Genomic DNA, 13,226 nt, shown 5'->3' on the forward strand with positions numbered 1-13,226 from the left:
TTGGTTTTACTGGGGAACCAGCAACTCCGTCGCCACGATCACCACCACCAGCCCGACAATCACCGGCACCGAAGTGCGCTTCACCACGTCGAACGGTGAGATTTTCGCCATGCCGGAGACCGCCACCACCACGCCGGAGACCGGCGACAGCGTGCGGCCGAGGTTAGACGCCTGCAGCATCGGGATCACCAGATAAGCCGGGTTAACGCCCATTTGCGCCGCCAGTTTCGGGATCAGTTCGACAAACGCATAGAACGGCGCATTGCCGGAGCCGGTGGTCATGGCCGCCAGCATGGTGATCACCACCAGCACCAACATCATGATCAAACCGCCGGTGCCGAACGACTGCGCCAGCCCGATCAACCCGCTGATAAAGCCGACGGTGCTCAACCCTTGCGCGAAGACCCCGGCGGCCACCAACAGCATGACCACGCTGGCGAATGCGTCCGCCATGCCGCGATAGGCTACCTCCAGGCCGCTGAACACCTGTTTCGCGCTGAAACTGCGCACGAACTCAATCAATGCCGCCAACAGTATGCAACCCACCAACACGGTAATGATGTGCAGCTCCGGTCCCCATTTGCCGTCGAAAATCAGCACGCCGAGGATCGGTGTAAACGGCAATATCGCGTAAAATCCCGGCGCATGGGTTTTGATTTCGCTGACGTCCATGATGTGATGCTGTTCATTGCTCTTTCTGTCGAGATAACGCTGCCAGAAAAAATGCGCCACAGCCATGCAGACAATGGCGGCAATCGAGATAGGCAGCGTGGTTTTGAACGCGAAGTCCACCAGCGGCATCTCCGCCGCTTTGGCCGCCAGCACCACATCGCCGGACGTCGGCGCCAGAATAATCGCCGCCGGCGAAGCGCAAATGGCAGCCGCCGCGCCGCGGCTGATGCCCACGTTCACCATCAACGGGAACAGCGTCGCCATCAGCAGCACGCCGAGGCCAGTGGCGGAAGAGACCGCCAGCGACATCAGGCAAGCGACAAAATACGCCGCCACCATCAGCAGATAAGGCGAATTGATCATCTGCAACGGGCGTGAGGCCAGCTTGACCACCACGTCGTTGGCGCCGATATGCGTCATGTAGGCGGCAAAGCCGCACAGCATCATGATCATCATGCCGAGATCGCCGCCGCGGCTCATCAGCAAAATCTTGACGTATTCGATCATGTCGGTCGCGCGCCAGCCGGTTGAGGCGGCGCCGGACGGCAACAGCGTTTTCCCCATCAGGGCGCTGATGCCGAGCAGCAGCAGCCCTCCCACCAACAAGACGCCGGTAGCGGAATATCCCTTGATAATGTAACGGCCCACGCCCGCCGCGACTGCGGCGCCAATAAGGAGCTCTATCATGTTTCCTCAATCTGTTTTTTCATCATGTTGTAGAAGTCTGCCATGAACGCAGAATTTGTGATTGACTCTGCCTAAACATCGCACGAAAGGACATGACATTCATCAAGCTACGGTAGGAAATGACTCAAGGGGACAAAAAATTGTAGCGTTCACTATCTTGCCCGATGGGCAAGATAGTTTTTTTCTGCACGCAGACAACCTTATCCAGAAATGCGATGTTATGTCAGCGCGGAGGAGATCTGACGCTCTTTGCTTGCTGTCAGGCGTTTACCTAAAGCAATAAAAGGTTTTTCAATGATTGTATATGTCATGTATGACAGAACGACTGAAATGATTACGGTTGCACCTGGAACAACGACGTAGCTCAGCCAACCTTCGATCCCGAGTTGCTTTGCCTCATAAAGGACTAAATACAAAACAATCATATGAATCATATATACAGAGTAAGAGATCCGGCCCAAGAACAGAATGGGTTTACTATCAAGAACTCGAGTAAATATGGAGGCAGAGAAATACTGCTGTTTAGAAATCGCCACGTTAAAGGCAACAAGCCAAATAACGACTGGAATCGCATCTTTTTTTAACATCAACATCGCGATAATCGATGCAGTGACAAAAATGGCACGGCTTTTCCCTTTAGATAAACCGGGTTGGATATCCCGATAATAAAAGAATGAGATAAAACCGATGCAGAAGGCCAACAAGTTATTACCCAAATAGCCACCAGACAATATAAAGCCACCGGCAATCAAGATGACAAATATAGCGACCAATGCAACCAGATTCTTCTTCTCTTGCATGCCATTTATCAAAATAAAAAGCAATGGTGCGATAAGGTAAAATTGCCACTCAACCGAGACGCTCCAGGCTTGCCCGATGATAGTGTATGGCGCATCCTGTAAGACAGAACCGGGAATCAGCCCCTGAAGCAGCGAGTAGTGGGCAAGGCTATGCCATACGGGTTGCTGCAGAAACGCATCAATGAGTTCAAGGCGATGCGCCGTTGAAGGGGATACAGGAGAGCTGATTAGGACGCTTTGGGAAAAATTGATTAATAAGATAGAGGCCGTCAACGCAAAAATATATACGGGGAATATTCTAAAGAAGCGCTGAGCTAAATAAACGCCGTAGCTTTGCCTTTTATTATTAATCATAAAAAAGATAACAAAGCCACTTAGAATAATAAAAACATCCACGGCGTATGAATTTAGTATGGCCGGAGGCATTTTGCGTGAAATGAGAGGCAAAGCAGCCAACGCATGCCCCAATACAACCCACAAGGCCATGCAGCCTCGCAACCCCTCCAGTTCTTTAATATAGCGCATATAACCTACACAAATGAGAGTTGATAATATTCAATATTATATCGACATAAATAAATTAACAATAACACCATTAAAAATAAGAATTAGCCTAGTTACCAGCACCCATTCATCAAGAGAAACTTCCCCTGAGGAATCGTCGCCAGCCAGTAGCAATGGAAATCTACTGCATCATTATTAAGGTTTAACATCAAACAGCCTAATAGATTAAAAATATCGCTAGGCTTTGATGCCTACTGCTGGTAAGCAAACTGAGGTATTCAGTGGACAGGGCCCTTACGGTTATAACCTCAAGGACCCTTACCACCACCCCGAAAAATAATTTAGGCTTACAATAAAGAAGATAAAAGCCCATTATCGGTTATATTACAGCTTGTCGAGCAGCTTCTTCAGATCCTGACCTTCGCGCGAATCCTTGTTCTTTTCAGCCCATTTGTTCAGCGCATCTTTAGCCCGATCCTGCAGCGTTTTACGCAACACCTGATCGACCTGCAGTTGATAGTTGAGCTGTTGCCACGGCCCATAGACCCGCAGCGGGATCGGCGTTTTTTGCAGTTGCTCGATCAGCTCGCCGCGCCCTTGCCATCCGCCGGTGACGCGCACGTTAAGCGCCATATCGCACTGTTTGCCCGGCATATCGATGCTGCCGGCGCCGGTCAGCGCCAGCAAAGGAGAATCCGCCGTCAGACCGCTGAGCTTGATCGTGCCCTGATTCAGACTGGCCTGCGCCGAGACGTTTTTGACCTCGGTATAACGCTGATAGCTGTCTTGCCCGCGCACGCTGTTATCGTTGCGCGCCACAGCCTGCTGGATCAGCTGCTGAATGTTCAGGCCATGCAGCTGCGCATCCTGCATCGCCAGCTGCGCCGTACCGCGCCAGCGGCGCTCAAATGACTGTGAAGAGAGGCGATCGCCGGTCAAATCCCCTTTCATGCTGAATTTGCCGGTCAACATCTGCGGCATGTCGAAGGCTTTGAGCACCGTGCCCAGTTCAACCTGGTTCAGCGCCGGCTGCACGCTGATCACCGGTTTATTGCCGCGCGCGTCCAGCGAGCCCGGCAAGGAGAAATCACCGCCGGCCAATTGTCCGGCGAGTTTATGCAGCGTCAGCAGTCCGCGTTGGTTGTCCGCCACGACGGCCAACTGAGTGACGTTCATACCGCGATAGGTCAACTGCGCGGCCTGCAGATTCAACTGCGCATTGAAATCGCGCAGCGCCTCTAAATTCTGCTGCCGATCGTCAACCTGGCTGGCGATCACCGGCGCGGAAGTCACGGCGGGTTGTTCGGCGGTATTGGTGCTGGATTGCCAGCCGGAGAGCGCATCGAGATCGAGGTTAGCCGAATTGAGGTTCACCACATAGCCGGGCACCGCCCCCAGCGTGGCGCTGATATCGCCGGTCAATTGGCTGTTATTGGCACTGACGCTCAGCTGGCTGACGGCAATCTGCGCCGGCGTCTGCTGATAGACCACCTGCGCATTGCCCTCTCCCTGAATACCGCCGTTCGGAATATCCGCACCCGCCAGTTGATAATTGAACTGGGTGACTTTGGCGCCAATCTGGCGAGGGAACTGCTGCAAGTCGACATCGGCCGCCATGCTGAAGGTCAGGTCGCGCTGATCGCGATTGACCCGGCTGGAAAGTTCCAGCTGCGCCTGTCGCGTCTGCGTTTGTTGCAGGGTGAGATTGATATCCCGGACATTAATTTGCTCATTGTCGGCGCGCTGCCAAATCAGCAGACTGTCCACGACCCGCAGATTATCGATATCGAACTTCCAGGCCGCATCTGCCGCGTCTGTGCCAGTGCCGGCCGGCGCGATCGGGGCATCCATCTGCGAATGCTCTTCGCTATCGGGCGTGAGGAGAATGACGGCGTTTTTCAGCATCACCTGTTTCACAAACAGCTGATGCGATAGCAGAGGCAACAGTTTGACATCGAGGCGCATATTTTCCGCGCTCACTACCGGCGCTTTCGCGCCCGGCGCGGTCAGCGTCATGCGCCCGGCCAAAATGCTGAGCTGCGGCCAGATATGCCAGCGCAGGTCGCCTTCGAGCGTCAGCTGATAGCCGCTCTTCTGCTCGACCTTTTTGACCATGTAACCGCGAAAATCATTCGGATTGACCAGCAGTACCAGCGCGGACATCCCCGCCACCACAACCACCAGTAAAATCGCCAATGTCGTCAGTAATCTTCTCATGCCACCCTCTTGTCAGCGCCACACCGACGGTGCATCCCGCGCCGTTAGTCCTTGTCGATTCGACTGGCTACTGCGCCCTGCTGATCGCGATATTTTGCGTCCTGCCGGCTGTTGTATGGCCGGGCCGCCGGGCCGGACAACGGTTCAAAGCTCAAGGCCCCGATCAGCATGCCCGGCCGCAGCGCCAGCGGCAGCTTGCCGGAGTTGTAAAATTCCAGCACGATGCGTCCGTGCCAGCCCGGATCGATACGGTGCGCAGTGACGTGCACCATCAACCCGAGGCGCGCCAGAGAAGAACGGCCATCGAGCCACCCCACCAGATCGTCCGGCAGCGTCACGGATTCGAACGTCACCGCCAGGGCCAGCTCGCCGGGATGAAGGAAAAACGCCTCGCCTTCCGGCAGGACAATCTCGTCGCTCATCACGCGATCCAACGCAGCGCTGACTTCGTCTTTCGGCCCGCTGAGATCGATAAAAGGCGCGGTATGGCCGCTGAATACGCGGAACTGGTTGCCCAAACGGACATCTACTGTGGCCCCGTTGATGCGTTCGAGCGGCGGACGTGGGGAAATCACCAGTTTCTCGCTATCCAGCCAGGCTTCTATATCGCGGTCGCACAGTCTCATGTCTCTCTTCTCCATCAAAACGCGTAACTAAACAAAAATTGCCACACAACGGGCGAAAGGTCTACGCCGGGGTGCAAATAGTTGGCCGCCGGCCGGAAATACACATTTCCGGCCATTAAGCGGCATTATTCAAAGAATTGGCTGATTTTGGCTTTCAGAATATCGATCGCGATGCGGTTTTTGCCGCCGCGCGGGACGATGATATCGGCGTATTGTTTGGAAGGTTCGATAAACTGCAGGAACATCGGGCGCACGGTCTTCTGGTATTGCGCCATCACCGAATCCATCGAGCGGCCGCGCTCGTTGACATCGCGCTTCATGCGGCGCATCAGGCAGATATCCAGCGGCGTGTCGACGAAGATCGAGAAATTCATCTCCTGGCGCAAGCGGATATCCGTCAGCAGCAAGATCCCTTCCAGAATAATGACTTTTTTAGGTTTCAGGTGGACGGTTTCTTTCTTGCGCGTGTGCTCGGTGTAGCTGTACAGCGGCAGTTCGATCGCTTTGCCGGCCTTCAGCATCTGCAAATGCTGGAACAGCAGGTTGTGATCCATGGCGCTCGGGTGGTCATAGTTGGTTTTGACCCGTTCTTCCATGGTCAGGTGACTCTGGTCTTTATAGTAACTGTCTTCTGGAATAACGCCGATGTGCTCATCGCCGACCTGCTCGCGGAGTTCGCGGTACAACGTGCTGGCAATAAGGCTTTTTCCGGAGGCAGATGCGCCAGCTATACCAATAATGACGCACTGATGCGGATTGTCAGTCATAAAATTAAAGACCTGATTTCGTAATGTGAAGGGAGGGAACTAAAACGCGACAATTATAGGGAGTCGTCGGGGTTTGCGCCACTGTATATTGCGCGACGGCGGGCGAATTCAGGCTATCGCGCCGTACCGGCGATATGACATTTTAAGAATCTCACGGCTAGGGCAATGCCCCGCAACAGGTTACACTCCTGCGCTGACTTAGGGACCCCGTAGTCTTTCATCGGAGAGTGATGTGCTGGATTGGTATTTTTTGACTTTTTTCGGCGACAGTATGCTGCTGCTGCCCTGCGCGCTGATTCTGTTTTTGTTGCTGATCGTGTTTCCCGCCACTCGCGCGGCAGGCTGGCAATGGGCGCTGATCTTCGGTTTCACCGGCGGGCTGGTCTGCCTGTCCAAGTTGGCCTTTATGGGCTGGGGCATTGGTAGCGCAAGTTATGACTTCACCGGATTCAGCGGCCATTCGGCCCTCGCCGCGAGCATCTGGCCGCCGCTGCTTTGGGCTTTAACCGGTCGATTTTCCCATCCAGTGCGCAGCATCGCGTTGTTGACCGGGTGGATATTGCCTTTCACCATCGGCGTGTCGCGCCTGGAAATCCGCGTGCATTCGGTATCCGAGGTCATCAGCGGGCTGATTTTAGGCTACCTGGCCAGCGCACTGTTTTTATGGCTGCAGCGAGGGAAAGCGCGACCACAGCTTGCCTGGTCGCATTTGGCCATTGCGCTGGCCTTGCCGTTGGCGCTGATGGGGCAGCGGCAGCCGGCCCCCACCCAGGGATTGCTGGAACATATCGCCAAAACGCTGGCGCAGATCGAACGCCCTTATATCCGTGCCGACCTGCACAAGCCTACCCGTACCCCATAAAAAAACCCGGCGTTAAGCCGGGTTCTTTCACTGCCGCAAACAGATTACAGCGCGCGGAACGCAATCTCCGTCGGGATCGCTTCACCCTGCCAATACATCTGCGCGGCCACGCGGCCGGCGAGCTGGCGATACCTCTCGGCGAATTCGCTCTCCGGGCGGCTGATCACCGTCGGCGTACCGCGATCCAGATCTTCACGCAGCGAGATATGCAGCGGCATCTGCCCCAGCAGACGGCTGTTATATTTCTGCACCAGCTTCTCGGCGCCGCCGGTGCCGAAGATCGGCTCATGGTGGCCGCAGTTGCTGCAGATATGCACACTCATGTTCTCGACAATGCCCAGTACCGGCACATGCACTTTCTCGAACATTACGATGCCTTTGGCGGCATCCAGCAAGGCGATATCCTGCGGTGTGGTGACCACCAGCGCGCCGGTCACCGGAATGTTCTGCGACAGCGTCAGTTGGATGTCACCGGTGCCCGGCGGCATGTCCAGCACCAGGTAATCCAGATCCGGCCACAGCGTATCCTGTAGCAGCTGCATCAACGCCTTGCTGGCCATCGGGCCGCGCCACACCATGGCGTTGTCGTCGGTCACCAGATAACCGATGGAGTTGGTCGCCAGCCCGTGCGCCATGATCGGCGCCATGTGCTGCCCGTCCGGCGAGGTCGGCCGCTCATGTTCGGTGCCCAGCATATTGGGGATCGACGGGCCGTAAATGTCGGCGTCCAGAATGCCGACCTTGGCCCCTTCGGCGGCCAGCGCCAGCGCCAGGTTGACGGCGGTGCTGGATTTCCCCACTCCGCCTTTGCCGGAGCTGACGGCGATGATGTTGCGCACGCCTTTGATCCCGGCCTGCGCGTTGGCGCGCTTCAGCGTCGTGATATCGTGTTTCAGCTTCCAATCGATGGCGCCGGCGCCGGTCACGCGCAGCAGTTCGGGGCCGACGCTCGCCTGCAGCGCTTCAAAACCGCTCTGCCAGGCAAAGGGCATCGTCAGTTCGATATGCAGTACATCGTCCAGCAACGCGCAGTGATGGATAGCCTTCAATGCGGTCAGGTTGTTTTTCAACGTCGGGTGTTCAAAGGCGGCCAGTACACCGGTCACCAGGGCGCGCAGAACTTCGGGGTTGGTCTGCTCAGGGGATTTTGCGTTCATCCCGGCTCCTTGATTTTGAATGGGTAGCTTCCGGCTAAGCATACCAGAACTGCGCGGCGGCTGGCGCGTATAACCTGTAAGAAACCGCCCTAGCAGCGAAGGGCGCGATCGGTTAACATCGAAGGCCCTTTTATTCATTACAGAAAGCAAGTTCTCACTATGGCTCAAGTCGCGAAAAAATTATTGGTGACGTGCGCGCTACCGTACGCAAATGGTTCCATCCATCTCGGCCACATGCTCGAGCACATCCAGGCGGATATCTGGGTGCGTTACCAACGAATGCGCGGCCACGAAGTGCATTTCATCTGCGCGGACGACGCGCACGGCACGCCGATCATGCTGAAAGCGCAGCAACTGGGCGTTAAACCGGAAGAAATGATCGCGGAGATGAGCCAGGAGCACCAACAGGATTTCGCCGGCTTTGGCATCAGCTATGACAACTATCATTCGACCCATAGCGATGAAAACCGTGAGCTGTCCACCCTGATTTACAGCCGCTTGAAAGAAAACGGGTTTATCAAGAACCGCACCATTTCTCAGCTGTACGATCCGGAGAAAGGCATGTTCCTGCCGGATCGTTTCGTGAAAGGCACCTGCCCGAAATGCAAATCGCCGGATCAGTACGGCGACAACTGCGAAGTGTGCGGCGCCACCTACAGCCCGACGGAACTGATCGATCCGAAGTCCGTAGTTTCCGGCGCGACGCCGGTGATGCGCGACTCCGAGCACTTCTTCTTCGACCTGCCGGCCTTCAGCGAAATGCTGCAGGCGTGGACGCGCTCCGGCGCGCTGCAGGAGCAGGTGGCTAACAAGATGCAGGAGTGGTTCGAATCCGGCCTGCAGCAGTGGGACATCTCCCGCGATGCGCCTTACTTCGGCTTCGAAATCCCGGATGCGCCTGGCAAATACTTCTACGTCTGGCTGGACGCGCCGATCGGCTACATGGGCTCCTTCAAGAACCTGTGCGACAAGCGCGGCGATCTGGACTTCGACGAGTTCTGGCGCAAAGACTCCACCACCGAGCTGTACCACTTTATCGGCAAGGACATCGTCTACTTCCACAGCCTGTTCTGGCCGGCGATGCTGGAAGGCAGCCAGTTCCGCAAACCGAGCAACCTGTTCGTGCACGGTTACGTGACGGTGAACGGCGCCAAGATGTCCAAGTCGCGCGGCACCTTCATCAAGGCCGGCACCTACCTGCAGCACCTCGACGCCGATTGCCTGCGCTATTACTACGCCGCCAAGCTCTCTTCACGCATTGACGACATCGATCTCAATCTGGAAGACTTCGTGCAGCGCGTCAACGCCGACATCGTCAACAAGGTGGTGAACCTGGCTTCGCGCAACGCCGGCTTTATCAACAAGCGCTTCGGCGGCAAGCTGGCCGACACCCTGGCCGATCCGGCGCTGTACCAGACCTTCGTCGACGCGGCCCAGAGCATCGCCGAAGCCTACGCCGCCCGCGAGTTCAGCCGCGCCATCCGCGAAATCATGGCGCTGGCCGATCTGGCCAACCGCTATGTGGATGAGCAGGCGCCGTGGGTGGTGGCGAAGGAAGAAGGCCGCGACGCCGATCTGCAGGCCATCTGCTCGATGGGCATCAACCTGTTCCGCGTGCTGATGACTTACCTTAAGCCGGTGTTGCCTTCGCTGACCGAACGCGCCGAAGCGTTCCTCAACGCCGAGCTGAGCTGGGACGCGATCCCGCAGCCGCTGCTGGGCCATCAGGTGAACGCATTCAAAGCGCTGTTCAACCGCATCGATCTGGACAAGGTCAACGCGATGGTCAGCGCCTCGAAAGAAGACATGGCCGCCGCCAAGCCGGTGACCGGTCCGCTGGCTGACGATCCAATCCAGGAAACCATCACCTTCGACGACTTCGCCAAGGTCGACATGCGTATCGCCCTGATCAAGAGTGCCGACTTTGTCGAGGGCTCCGACAAGCTGCTGAAGCTGCAGCTGGATCTGGGCGGCGAATCGCGCCAAATCTTCTCCGGCATTCGCTCCGCTTACCCGGATCCGAAAGCGCTGGAAGGCCGTCTGACCATCATGGTCGCCAACCTGGCGCCGCGTAAAATGCGCTTCGGCGTGTCAGAAGGCATGGTGATGGCGGCGGGCCCAGGCGGGAAAGAGATCTTCCTGCTGAGCCCGGACAGCGGCGCGCAGCCTGGCATGCAGGTCAAGTAATCGCGCAGATGCGCGGCGTAGGGAGGGTCGAGCTTGCTCGGCCCTTTTTTATTGCCCCAACCCCCACGTTATAAGCATGAAGAAAAAGTCATAACCGCCCTGATTCCCCTGCCCGCCGCATCCGGCTATGATGCTCCGAAACCCAAAATAGACGTCCAGACAGAAAGACTGCTATAACAGACCTTCACCGGGATCGTTTCCCTGCTTTTTTGGAGCCTATAATAATGAAAAACCTCAAGACTTCGCTGCTCGCCCTCAGTCTGTTGTCCGCCCTGCCGCTGCAGGCGGCGGAAAACGCCACCGTACCCGCCGCCATCGCTCAGCATCAGGGGCCGGTGCGCATCGCGGTGATCCGCAACCTCGGATCCGACGACAACACCACGCAATTTTTGGCGGGCGCCATTCAGGAAGGGCGCAAGCTGGGCTTTAAGGTGGATACCTTCCTCAGCAATGGCGACGACGCGCGCTTCCAGGACTTCGTCAATCAGGCTATCAGCCAGAAATATGACGGCATCATTCTCTCGCAGGGGCGAGCCCCCTATTCCACCGACCTGGTCAAGCGCATCGCGGCGGCCGGCATCGCCGTCGCGGCTTTCGATACCGACGTCAGCGGCAGCGTTCCCGGCGTCACCGTCTCGCAGCAGGACGACGCTTCACTGGCCAATGCCTCCTTCGGCCAACTGGTGAAGGATTTCAACGGCCAGGCCAATATTGTCAAGCTGTGGGTGGCCGGCTTCCCGCCGATGGAGCGCCGTCAGGCCGCTTATCAGCAGTTGCTGAAACAGCATCCGGGCATTCATGAGCTGGAATCGATCGGCGCGGTCTCATCCGACGTGCAGGGCGATACCGCCAACAAGGTGGGCGCGGTGCTGGCGAAATACCCGAAAGGCAAGATCGACGCCATCTGGGGCACCTGGGACGCCTTTACCCAAGGGGCTTACAAGGCGTTGAAAGAGAACGGCCGCACCGAAATCAAGCTGTACAGCATCGATATCTCCAATCAGGATTTACAGCTGATGCGCAAGGCCGGCAGCCCGTGGCAGGTCAGCGTGGCGGTGGATCCGAAGCTGATCGGCGCGGTCAACCTGCGCCTGGTGGCCAACAAGATCGCCGGGGAAAGCACGCCGGACAACTATCAGTTCAAAGCGGCGGTCATTCCGCAGGCGCTGCTGCTGGCGCAACCGGGGCCGGTCAACGTCGCCGGCCTGGCGAAGATCATCCCCGGCTGGGGCAGCAGCAGCGATTTCGTTCAGCCGTGGTTCGCCACGCTGCAGGCCGAACACGGTAAATAATGCTGTTTTTCACGAGGCTGCCGACGCAGCCTCTGTTTTTCAGATAAATATCGGCAGCCCCCTTCCGTCCCCGCCAAAATGCGCTATGTTATCTGCATCGCCCAATAACTGTATGCATAAACAGGTTTCAAATGAAGGGATTCCCCTCGCTGATCAACGTACTGCTGGCCAGTTCGCTGGTGTTGACCATCGGCCGCGGCGTCACGCTGCCGTTCATCACCATCTACCTCACCGAGCACTTCCAGCTGTTGCCGAAAAGCGTGGGCGTGATCCTGGGCGTCAGCTTCACCCTCGGCATCATCGCCAGCCTGTACGGCGGCTATCTGGTGGACAAATTCAGCAAAAACCGCCTGATCCTGCTGTCGATTGTATTGTTTGCGCTGAGCTTTTTCGCCATTCCCTGGATCCCGCGCCCCGGCGGCGTGATCGTGGTGCTGGCGATCCTGCATACCTGTTATTCGGTGCTAAGCATCACCATTAAGGCCTGTTTCGCCGACGGGTTGCCGGTCGAGCAGCGCATAAAGGCTTTTTCCATCAACTACACGCTGGTCAACGTCGGCTGGGCGATCGGTTCTGCGCTCGGCGTCCTGGTGGCCGGGCTTAGCCCGTTGCTGCCGTTTTATCTGTCGGGCGGATTGGCGCTGGCGACGGTGGCGGCACTGAGCCTGCGCTTGCGCGGTGGTGAACAGCGCCCGGCACCCAGCGCCGCCGCACCGGCCGCGCTGGCCAACTTCCGTCAAACGCTGGCCATCTTGCGATGCGATCGGCGGCTGATCTACTTCACCCTCGGCAGCACCCTGGGCGCCGTGGTGTTCGGTCAGTTCACCGGCTATCTGTCGCAGTATCTGATCACCGTCTCCAGCGCCGAGTTCGCCTACAAAATCATCGGGCTGGTGATGATCGTCAACGCCGGTATCGTCATCGCCCTGCAATACCTGCTCAGCCGCGGCATGCGCCAGGAAAACATGCTGCGCTGGCTGGCGCTGGGCACGCTGTTTTTCATCGTCGGGCTGCTCGGTTTCATGGCGGCCGGCCAGGCGGTCTGGCTATGGCTGGCGGCGATGGCGGTGTTTACCCTCGGCGAAATCATCGTTATCCCGGTGGAATACATGTTTATCGACTTTATCGCGCCGCCGCACCTGAAAGGCAGCTACTATGGGGTACAAAACCTCAGCGCGCTGGGCGGCGCCATCAACCCGGTGCTGTGCGGGGTGCTGCTCAGCTATGCCGCGCCGCCGTTGATGTTCGTGATGCTGATCGCCGCCGCCCTGCTCAGCCTGCTGTTTTTCTTCCTCGGCCACCGGCTGGCAGAACACGCGGCGGCGGCGGCCGAAGACGTACGCTGATCCCGCAGGCAGCGGCCAATACGGGCTGTCAACCCGCCGCTCGGGCATAGCACCCATAGCGAGAATTCATGGTGCGATCTGTGGCATGGCTCACAGTTTAATTGTATGA

Annotated in this window: 10 protein-coding genes; 4 read left to right on the forward strand and 6 right to left on the reverse strand. The window is 57.3% G+C overall.

The features are described 5' to 3' along the window. Positions 1-6 precede the first annotated feature (6 nt). The 5 genes from dcuC to udk all read right to left on the reverse strand — a co-directional run bounded on the left by dcuC (position 7) and on the right by udk (position 6,273). Positions 7-1,359 carry an anaerobic C4-dicarboxylate transporter DcuC gene (dcuC, locus tag J0X03_RS15950; protein ID WP_033642456.1) on the reverse strand — a complete coding sequence of 451 codons (1,353 nt, stop codon included), beginning with the start codon at positions 1,357-1,359 and terminating at the stop codon, positions 7-9. A gap of 218 nt (positions 1,360-1,577) precedes the next feature. After that, positions 1,578-2,684, reverse strand: a complete 1,107-nt coding sequence (locus J0X03_RS15955; RefSeq protein ID WP_047572126.1) for an acyltransferase family protein — start codon at positions 2,682-2,684, stop codon at positions 1,578-1,580. 363 nt (positions 2,685-3,047) lie between these two features. Further along, positions 3,048-4,880, reverse strand: coding sequence for an outer membrane assembly protein AsmA (asmA, locus tag J0X03_RS15960; protein ID WP_046686709.1), 1,833 nt, complete (start codon positions 4,878-4,880; stop codon positions 3,048-3,050). Between the two features lie 44 nt (positions 4,881-4,924). Further along, on the reverse strand, positions 4,925-5,506 hold the full coding sequence (gene dcd / locus J0X03_RS15965; protein WP_019454407.1) for a dCTP deaminase: 582 nt from the start codon (positions 5,504-5,506) through the stop codon (positions 4,925-4,927). A 125-nt stretch (positions 5,507-5,631) separates the two neighbouring features. Continuing rightward, a complete protein-coding gene (gene udk, locus J0X03_RS15970; RefSeq protein WP_033642454.1) occupies positions 5,632-6,273 on the reverse strand; it encodes a uridine kinase in 642 nt (213 codons plus the stop codon). 232 nt (positions 6,274-6,505) lie between these two features. Here udk and J0X03_RS15975 point away from each other — a divergent pair, with 232 nt between their 5' ends. Beyond that, the gene (locus J0X03_RS15975) at positions 6,506-7,135 is read left to right on the forward strand and encodes a phosphatase PAP2 family protein (protein ID WP_033642453.1); all 630 of its coding nucleotides are present in this window, start codon (positions 6,506-6,508) and stop codon (positions 7,133-7,135) included. A 44-nt stretch (positions 7,136-7,179) separates the two neighbouring features. On the opposite strand, the gene apbC is transcribed toward J0X03_RS15975, so the two are convergent. Next, positions 7,180-8,292: an iron-sulfur cluster carrier protein ApbC gene (gene apbC, locus J0X03_RS15980; protein ID WP_069100909.1), complete on the reverse strand. Its 1,113-nt coding sequence runs from the start codon at positions 8,290-8,292 to the stop codon at positions 7,180-7,182. A gap of 159 nt (positions 8,293-8,451) precedes the next feature. Here apbC and metG point away from each other — a divergent pair, with 159 nt between their 5' ends. The 3 genes from metG (at position 8,452) to J0X03_RS15995 (ending at position 13,117) form a co-directional block, all read left to right on the forward strand. Continuing rightward, positions 8,452-10,479, forward strand: a complete 2,028-nt coding sequence (gene metG / locus J0X03_RS15985; RefSeq protein ID WP_033650601.1) for a methionine--tRNA ligase — start codon at positions 8,452-8,454, stop codon at positions 10,477-10,479. 224 nt (positions 10,480-10,703) lie between these two features. Next, positions 10,704-11,771, forward strand: a complete 1,068-nt coding sequence (locus J0X03_RS15990) for a sugar ABC transporter substrate-binding protein (RefSeq protein ID WP_160204134.1) — start codon at positions 10,704-10,706, stop codon at positions 11,769-11,771. A 131-nt stretch (positions 11,772-11,902) separates the two neighbouring features. Then, the gene (locus J0X03_RS15995; protein WP_103681960.1) at positions 11,903-13,117 is read left to right on the forward strand and encodes an MFS transporter; all 1,215 of its coding nucleotides are present in this window, start codon (positions 11,903-11,905) and stop codon (positions 13,115-13,117) included. The last annotated feature ends 109 nt before the right edge of the window (positions 13,118-13,226 follow it).

The sequence above is a fragment of the Serratia ureilytica genome (assembly GCF_017309605.1).
GTDB lineage: Bacteria > Pseudomonadota > Gammaproteobacteria > Enterobacterales > Enterobacteriaceae > Serratia > Serratia ureilytica.

What these genes read in the sequence shown, in the direction of transcription:
- dcuC (WP_033642456.1), bottom strand. Translation starts at nt 1,359, where the DNA reads ATGATAGAGCTCCTTATTGGCGCCGCAGTCGCGGCGGGCGTGGGCCGT.
- J0X03_RS15955 (WP_047572126.1), bottom strand. Translation starts at nt 2,684, where the DNA reads ATGCGCTATATTAAAGAACTGGAGGGGTTGCGAGGCTGCATGGCCTTG.
- asmA (WP_046686709.1), bottom strand. Translation starts at nt 4,880, where the DNA reads ATGAGAAGATTACTGACGACATTGGCGATTTTACTGGTGGTTGTGGTG.
- dcd (WP_019454407.1), bottom strand. Translation starts at nt 5,506, where the DNA reads ATGAGACTGTGCGACCGCGATATAGAAGCCTGGCTGGATAGCGAGAAA.
- udk (WP_033642454.1), bottom strand. Translation starts at nt 6,273, where the DNA reads ATGACTGACAATCCGCATCAGTGCGTCATTATTGGTATAGCTGGCGCA.
- apbC (WP_069100909.1), bottom strand. Translation starts at nt 8,292, where the DNA reads ATGAACGCAAAATCCCCTGAGCAGACCAACCCCGAAGTTCTGCGCGCC.
- metG (WP_033650601.1), top strand. Translation starts at nt 8,452, where the DNA reads ATGGCTCAAGTCGCGAAAAAATTATTGGTGACGTGCGCGCTACCGTAC.
- J0X03_RS15990 (WP_160204134.1), top strand. Translation starts at nt 10,704, where the DNA reads ATGAAAAACCTCAAGACTTCGCTGCTCGCCCTCAGTCTGTTGTCCGCC.
- J0X03_RS15995 (WP_103681960.1), top strand. Translation starts at nt 11,903, where the DNA reads ATGAAGGGATTCCCCTCGCTGATCAACGTACTGCTGGCCAGTTCGCTG.